The organism is Pseudotenacibaculum sp. MALMAid0570 (genome assembly GCF_040151415.1).
GTDB lineage: Bacteria > Bacteroidota > Bacteroidia > Flavobacteriales > Flavobacteriaceae > Polaribacter.
In genome coordinates, this window is the sequence record NZ_JBDKWF010000035.1 from 1 (window position 1) to 5,548 (window position 5,548).

2 tRNA genes and 3 rRNA genes are annotated in these 5,548 nt (G+C 45.8%); all 5 read left to right on the forward strand.

Going from position 1 to position 5,548, the window contains the following annotated elements:
- Positions 1-387: 387 nt before the first annotated feature.
- A 16S ribosomal RNA gene (locus tag AAON49_RS00225) occupies positions 388-1,907 on the forward strand.
- An 85-nt stretch (positions 1,908-1,992) separates the two neighbouring features.
- A tRNA-Ile gene (locus AAON49_RS00230) sits at positions 1,993-2,066 on the forward strand.
- Positions 2,067-2,166: 100 nt separating this feature from the next.
- Positions 2,167-2,240, forward strand: a tRNA-Ala gene (locus AAON49_RS00235).
- A 174-nt stretch (positions 2,241-2,414) separates the two neighbouring features.
- Positions 2,415-5,280 (forward strand): 23S ribosomal RNA (locus AAON49_RS00240).
- A gap of 114 nt (positions 5,281-5,394) precedes the next feature.
- Positions 5,395-5,504, forward strand: a 5S ribosomal RNA gene (rrf, locus tag AAON49_RS00245).
- Together the 16S, 23S and 5S rRNA genes with 2 tRNA genes alongside form the textbook arrangement of a ribosomal RNA operon.
- Positions 5,505-5,548: the final 44 nt, after the last annotated feature.

Here is a 5,548-nt window from a genome sequence, read left to right on the forward strand (position 1 = left end):
TTATATCTTTGCGGTCCGTTTTTACGGGGAGTTCATTGTTTTGTTTTTGTTTTGGTAATTGGTTTGGAAAAACTTTGAAAAAAAAACAAAAAAGTTATTGCGGATATAAAAATAGTTTTTACATTTGCACCCGCTTTGAGAGACAAGCGAAGTTCAATAGAGATTTTGGAATAATTTTGGATAAAAAAGTTATCGAGTTCGATTCTCGAGTTTCTACAAAATTTAGGGTAATAATTAGAGGTTGAAACAGGACCTTTTAAGCGTTCTCTAAAAGTTCATTGAAAGTATTGAAATTGACAGCGTAAACAAAGAGTAGAATAACCAAATGTTTAACTTCGTTAAGCATAAATTCTTTTGAAACTTATTCATTCATATTATTAAAAATATACGATGAAGAGTTTGATCCTGGCTCAGGATGAACGCTAGCGGCAGGCTTAACACATGCAAGTCGAGGGGTAACAGGGATTGCTTGCAATCCGCTGACGACCGGCGCACGGGTGCGTAACGCGTATAGAACCTACCTTTTACAGAGGGATAGCCTTTAGAAATGAAGATTAATACCTCATAGTATTTTAGATTGGCATCAATTTAGAATTAAAGATTTATCGGTAAAAGATGGCTATGCGTTCTATTAGCTAGATGGTAAGGTAACGGCTTACCATGGCAACGATAGATAGGGGCCCTGAGAGGGGGATCCCCCACACTGGTACTGAGACACGGACCAGACTCCTACGGGAGGCAGCAGTGAGGAATATTGGTCAATGGAGGCAACTCTGAACCAGCCATGCCGCGTGCAGGAAGACTGCCCTATGGGTTGTAAACTGCTTTTATACGGGAAGAAACAGTCCTACGTGTAGGACCTTGACGGTACCGTAAGAATAAGCACCGGCTAACTCCGTGCCAGCAGCCGCGGTAATACGGAGGGTGCAAGCGTTATCCGGAATCATTGGGTTTAAAGGGTCCGCAGGCGGTCAATTAAGTCAGAGGTGAAATCCCATAGCTTAACTATGGAACTGCCTTTGATACTGGTTGACTTGAGTTATACGGAAGTAGATAGAATATGTAGTGTAGCGGTGAAATGCATAGATATTACATAGAATACCGATTGCGAAGGCAGTCTACTACGTATATACTGACGCTCATGGACGAAAGCGTGGGGAGCGAACAGGATTAGATACCCTGGTAGTCCACGCCGTAAACGATGGACACTAGTTGTTGGAATTATTCAGTGACTAAGCGAAAGTGATAAGTGTCCCACCTGGGGAGTACGATCGCAAGATTGAAACTCAAAGGAATTGACGGGGGCCCGCACAAGCGGTGGAGCATGTGGTTTAATTCGATGATACGCGAGGAACCTTACCAGGGCTTAAATGTAGTGGGACAGGTCTAGAGATAGACCCTTCTTCGGACTCATTACAAGGTGCTGCATGGTTGTCGTCAGCTCGTGCCGTGAGGTGTCAGGTTAAGTCCTATAACGAGCGCAACCCTTGTCGTTAGTTGCCAGCAAGTAAAGTTGGGGACTCTAGCGAGACTGCCGGTGCAAACCGAGAGGAAGGTGGGGATGACGTCAAATCATCACGGCCCTTACGTCCTGGGCTACACACGTGCTACAATGGTATGGACAATGAGCAGCCACTACGCGAGTAGGAGCGAATCTACAAACCATATCACAGTTCGGATCGGAGTCTGCAACTCGACTCCGTGAAGCTGGAATCGCTAGTAATCGGATATCAGCCATGATCCGGTGAATACGTTCCCGGGCCTTGTACACACCGCCCGTCAAGCCATGGAAGCTGGGGGTGCCTGAAGTCGGTCACCGCAAGGAGCCGCCTAGGGTAAAACTAGTAACTAGGGCTAAGTCGTAACAAGGTAGCCGTACCGGAAGGTGCGGCTGGAACACCTCCTTTCTAGAGAAAGATGGTGAGTTACAAAAGGGTTATTTTACTTTTTGCTGTTAATTTTAAAAATAAAGAGACTAAGATCTTAAAAGACAGTCTTGTAGCTCAGCTGGTTAGAGCGCTACACTGATAATGTAGAGGTCGGCAGTTCGAGCCTGCCCAAGACTACTAAGTAAATTAAACAAGATTTTAGTTCGAAGGAAATTCTAGAGGTTGAGTGTATGGGTGAGACTTATCACTCATAACTAATACTCATCACTAGTGTAATGGGGAATTAGCTCAGCTGGCTAGAGCGCTTGCCTTGCACGCAAGAGGTCACCGGTTCGACTCCGGTATTCTCCACAATTAATTAATAATTACAAATTAGTAATTGATAATTAAAAAAGTTCATTGACATATTGGTAAAAATGATATCGTAAAGAATCAAGATAGAGACATTTAGAAATAAATGTTAAAGCTATAAATATAAAAATATAAAAGAGCTCGTTCTCCAGAGTAATCTGGAGGCAAAAAGTACAATAAGTTAAGTAAGGGCGTATGGCGGATGCCTAGGCTCTCAGAGGCGAAGAAGGACGTGATAAGCTGCGAAAAGTTACGGGGAGAAGCACATATTTTATGATCCGTAAATATCCGAATGGGGCAACCCACTATACTGAAGGTATAGTATGCGAAAGCAGGCAAACCCGGTGAACTGAAACATCTAAGTAACCGGAGGAAGAGAAAACAAAAGTGATTCCGTTAGTAGTGGCGAGCGAACGCGGATTAGCCCAAACCAGTATTGTTACGGCAATGCTGGGGTTGTAGGACCACGATATTCAATGCTAATTGAACTAGAACCCTTTGGAAAGAGGGGCCAAAGAGGGTGATAGCCCCGTATAGGTAAGAGAAGTTATTGATAGTGGTATCCTGAGTAGTGCGGGACACGTGTAATCCTGTATGAATCCACCGGGACCATCCGGTAAGGCTAAATACTCCTGAGAGACCGATAGTGAACTAGTACCGTGAGGGAAAGGTGAAAAGAACCCTAAGTAAGGGAGTGAAAGAGAACCTGAAACCGTACGCTTACAAGCGGTCGGAGCACATTTACTGTGTGACGGCGTGCCTTTTGCATAATGAGCCTACGAGTTACTGTTTCTAGCAAGGTTAAGTATTTAAGATACGGAGCCGTAGCGAAAGCGAGTCTGAATAGGGCGTATAGTTAGTAGTAGTAGACGCGAAACCGAGTGATCTACCCATGGGCAGGTTGAAGCTGTGGTAACACACAGTGGAGGACCGAACCAGTTGACGTTGAAAAGTCTTTGGATGACCTGTGGGTAGGGGTGAAAGGCCAATCAAACTCGGAAATAGCTCGTACTCCCCGAAATGCATTTAGGTGCAGCGTTGAGTAAAAGTTTTATAGAGGTAGAGCTACTGATTGGATGCGGGGGCTTCACCGCCTACCAATTCCTGACAAACTCCGAATGCTATAAAATGTTTCTCAGCAGTGAGGGCATGGGTGCTAAGGTCCATGTCCGAGAGGGAAAGAACCCAGACCATCAGCTAAGGTCCCCAAATATATGTTAAGTTGAATAAACGAGGTTTGACTGCCCAGACAGCTAGGATGTTGGCTTGGAAGCAGCCATTCATTTAAAGAGTGCGTAACAGCTCACTAGTCGAGCGGTCGAGCATGGATAATAATCGGGCATAAACATATTACCGAAGCTATGGACTTTTAAAGTGGTAGGGGAGCATTGTAGTTGTGTAGAAGGTGAACTGTGAGGTTTGCTGGAACGGCTACAAAAGAAAATGTAGGCATAAGTAACGATAAAGGGGGCGAGAAACCCCCTCACCGAAAGACTAAGGTTTCCTCAGCGATGCTAATCAGCTGAGGGTTAGTCGGGACCTAAGGCGAACCCGAAGGGGGTAGTCGATGGACAACAGGTTAATATTCCTGTACTTCTTATAATTGCGATGGGGTGACGGAGTATTGAAAGCACCGCGGACTGACGGAATAGTTCGTTAAAGTATGTAGCTATAGGGCCAGATTAAGAGTTAGGCCTTGGCAAAGTACGATAGTACCACAAAGCTTCGGCAGCGTGGATAGTGTGCCTAAAAGCTTCCAAGAAAAACCTCTAAGCTTCAGATTATAAGAACCCGTACCGTAAACCGACACAGGTAGTTGGGATGAGAATTCTAAGGTGCTCGAGAGATTCATGGCTAAGGAACTAGGCAAAATAGACCTGTAACTTCGGGAGAAAGGTCGCCCTCAGCAATGAGGGCCGCAGTGAAAAGGTCCAGGCGACTGTTTATCAAAAACACAGGGCTTTGCTAAATTGAAAGATGATGTATAAGGCCTGACACCTGCCCGGTGCTGGAAGGTTAAGTGGAGGGTTTAGCTTCGGCGAAGATCTGAAATGAAGCCCCAGTAAACGGCGGCCGTAACTATAACGGTCCTAAGGTAGCGAAATTCCTTGTCGGGTAAGTTCCGACCTGCACGAATGGTGCAACGATCTGGACACTGTCTCAGCCATGAGCTCGGTGAAATTGTAGTATCGGTGAAGATGCCGATTACCCGCAGCGGGACGAAAAGACCCCGTGAACCTTTACTATAGCTTAGTATTGACTTTGGATAAGTAATGTGTAGGATAGGTCGGAGACTTTGAAGTGGCGTCGCTAGGCGTTGTGGAGTCACCCTTGAAATACGACCCTTTGCTTATCTAGAGCCTAACTCAGAGATGAGGACAGTGCTTGGTGGGTAGTTTGACTGGGGTGGTCGCCTCCAAAAGAGTAACGGAGGCTTCTAAAGGTACCCTCAGCACGCTTGGTAACCGTGCGTAGAGTGCAATGGCATAAGGGTGCTTGACTGAGAGACTTACAAGTCGATCAGGTTGGAAACAAGAGCATAGTGATCCGGTGGTTCCGCATGGAAGGGCCATCGCTCAAAGGATAAAAGGTACTCCGGGGATAACAGGCTGATCTCCCCCAAGAGCTCACATCGACGGGGGGGTTTGGCACCTCGATGTCGGCTCGTCACATCCTGGGGCTGGAGAAGGTCCCAAGGGTTGGGCTGTTCGCCCATTAAAGTGGCACGCGAGCTGGGTTCAGAACGTCGTGAGACAGTTCGGTCTCTATCTGCTGTGGGCGTTAGAAATTTGCGTGGATCTGACTCTAGTACGAGAGGACCGAGTTGGACTGACCTCTAGTGTACCAGTTGTTCCGCCAGGAGCACTGCTGGGTAGCTACGTCGGGAAGGGATAAGCGCTGAAAGCATATAAGCGCGAAACCCACCACAAGATGAGATTTCTTTAAAGGGTCGTTGGAGATGACAACGTTGATAGGCTATAGGTGTAAGTGCAGTAATGTATGTAGCCGAGTAGTACTAATAACCCATAGACTTATGTACGCCGTTTTTCCTCCCAAGTAATTGGGAGGAGAACACTCTTTTTTTTATTGATAACCTTACGATATAATTTTTACCACTATGTTAACATATAGAGTTCAAGCGACTCAAACAGCTTAGGGTGGTTATAGCATTGGGGCTCACCTCTTCCCATCCCGAACAGAGAAGTTAAGCCCAATAGCGCCGATGGTACTGCATTTATGTGGGAGAGTAGGTCGCTGCCTTTCTTTTTTAAAACCTTCATTATATATTAATGAAGGTTTTTTTGGTT